Annotated in this window: 1 protein-coding gene and 1 pseudogene; one reads left to right on the forward strand and one right to left on the reverse strand. The window is 38.6% G+C overall.

The genetic code is table 11. The features are described 5' to 3' along the window. Positions 1-140 precede the first annotated feature (140 nt). A pseudogene (locus HMPREF1125_RS12705) lies at positions 141-1092 on the forward strand (transposase). 79 nt (positions 1093-1171) lie between these two features. Here HMPREF1125_RS12705 and HMPREF1125_RS12395 read toward each other — a convergent pair. After that, positions 1172-2660 (reverse strand): SspB-related isopeptide-forming adhesin (locus HMPREF1125_RS12395; RefSeq protein WP_000313473.1); only part of this gene is annotated, 1489 nt, incomplete at its 5' end.

Consider the following 2660-nt stretch of genomic DNA (forward strand, 5'->3'; position numbering starts at 1 on the left):
CGTAACTAGTTCGTTCAATTCTATTTTACTAGAAAATCTTATGAGTTTTTATTGTGCACTTATATTGTATATTCAAGGTAGAAAAAAATCCCATAAGTTCTATAATGAAAAGCGACCAAACCATCATTAGAAAGAATCATATGGAACCATTACATTTTATCACAAAACTACTCGATATCAAAGACCCAAACATCAAAATTCTAGATATCATCAATAGGGATGCACATAAAGAAATCTATGCTAAACTAGATTATCCTACTTCTAAATGTTCCCAACTGCCAAGGACAAATGGATAAATATGATTTCTAAAAAGAATCTAACCCCCTATCTAGACTATGCGGGATACCAGGCTCTGATTCGCCTAAGAAAACAGCGCTTCCACTGTAAAGCCTGTAGAAAAGTGAGTATTGCTGGGACTTCCTTAGTCAAGAAGAGCCCTCAAATCTCATCTATTATTAACCAGAAAATTACTCAAAAATTAATCAAGAAAGTTCACTTGACGGTCATCACTAAGAAACTCTTTTCTTCGATCGTTTTCACATTGTACAACATATCAGCCGAGCTATGAGTCGTATGCGTGTTCAAATCATGAATCAATTGGATAGAAAATCGAACGAGCATAAGGCACTCAAACGTTACTGGAAACTCATTCAATAGGGTAATCGACAACTCAGCGATAAACGATTTTATCGCCCTACTTTTCGCATGCACTTGACGAATAAAGAAATTCTAGACAAGCTTTTGAGCTATTCAGAAGACTTGAAACACCACTATAAGCTCTATCAGCTCTTACTTTTTCACTTTCAGAATAAGGAGTCTAACAAATTATTCGGACTCATTGAGGACAATCTAAAGTAGGTTCATCCTCTTTTTCAGACTGTCTTTAAAACCTTCCTCAAGAACAAAGAGAAGATTGTAAACGCCCTTCAGTTACCCTATTCTAATGCAAAATTAGAAGTGACTAATAATCTCATTAAACTCATCAAACGAAATGCCTTTGGTTTTCGGAATTTTGAAAACTTCAAAAAACGGATTTTCATCACTCTGAACATCAAAAAAGAAAGGACAAAATTTGTCCTTTCTCGATCTTAGCTGACTTCAACCCACTACAGTTGACAAGGAGCCTACGAAGTCAACGTTCCTAGGTATAAGCGAGAAATAAACTTTATGATTATTTCTCTTCTTTGCGCTTACTGAAACCAAGGAGTGACATTGCTGATACCATCATCGCTAAACCAAGAACAGTTGCTTCACCATGGTCTTTTTCACCTGTTTCAGGCAAATTAGTTCGAGGTGTAGTTGGAACTACTGGCGGTGTCTGAGGTTTTTCAGGCGGTGTCTGAGGTTTTTCAGGCGGTGTCTGAGGTTTTTCAGGCGGTGTCTGAGGTTTTTCAGGTGTTACCACAGTTACCGTGTTAGAATCACGTTCAACATTATTGATGATTTCTGTGAAGGTATTCTTCACTGTACCATAGTCAAGCTGTTTCACTTGCATGTAACCAATCGCTTGGAATTCACTATCATCAGAAATCTTGCTCAAGAAGTCACTAGAGAAGCTGTAGACAACTGTTCTAGCCTGATGATCAATATCTTGGTTGACATATCGGGTCAAATCAGTTCCTTTGGCAATCTTCGTGTTATCTTTCAAGAGAATATCTGTATTGGCAATCCATTTGTGAACGCCATTATATTCCACAAGCGGTGAATAAGTGTCCTTCACTTCAATTTTATCAATAGACTGGCCACGTTTCGCTGGCAAGTAAGAAGTGTTCAACTCGAAGTTATAGACAGCGCCAACTTTAATCGTCTTGCCATCCAAAGAGTTTTGATCTTTCAGACCATCTTCAACTGTCGCTACAATATCTTTCTTCGGATTAATCTTCGGAATATTATTCGTTACGACATTGGTTTCTGCAATACCGGCAAAGTCAATTTGATAAGCCTTGTTTTCGTACTTGCTCGCTTCCTTAATATCTTTCTTCACAGTTGTTGGGAAGATCAATTTCAGGTTGATTCCCTTCAAGGCATAGTCATTCGTGTAGGCTACTGGATCATCTGAAGTTGTTACCGCAAACTCACCATCAATTGTCAAGCCCTTAGCCTTGATATAATCTTGAACCTTTTGTGGAGCTTCTGCAACAGACTTGTAAATCTTAGTCGTGAAGCCGCTGACAACCTTGCCATCTTCTGTCGTCATACGAACAGCATCCAGATTTGGTGTTACAAACTTGCTATCGTATTTCTCAACTACCATCAAGCCGGCTTGTTTGTCTTGGTCAACCAGACCTGTTGTGCCCTTGTATTGGTCGTTGTCAATGTTAATTGTGTAAACCTCTGTTGAACCAGCTAACATCGTCTTACCATTAACATCTTCACCCTTAGCATTGGTACCTAGCTTCTTAGGTTCTGCTTGAACAGCCTTATAGACATAGGTAACTTCTGTTACACCCTTCACAACCTTACCTCGTTCTTGACCTTTGGTCTTTTCAGGTACAATGTTGTAAACTGTGTTACCATGCTTGATAGAGATACTCTTATGATCTGTTGTGTCATAGTCTTTGCCAACCTTACCACGAGAAGTATCAGTCACATCTTCCTTGATCTTCTTACCAGATTCATCCACATAATGAACAACGACATCACCGTATTCTTCTGGTGAT

The sequence above is a fragment of the Streptococcus oralis SK304 genome (assembly GCF_000287715.1).
GTDB lineage: Bacteria > Bacillota > Bacilli > Lactobacillales > Streptococcaceae > Streptococcus > Streptococcus oralis_Y.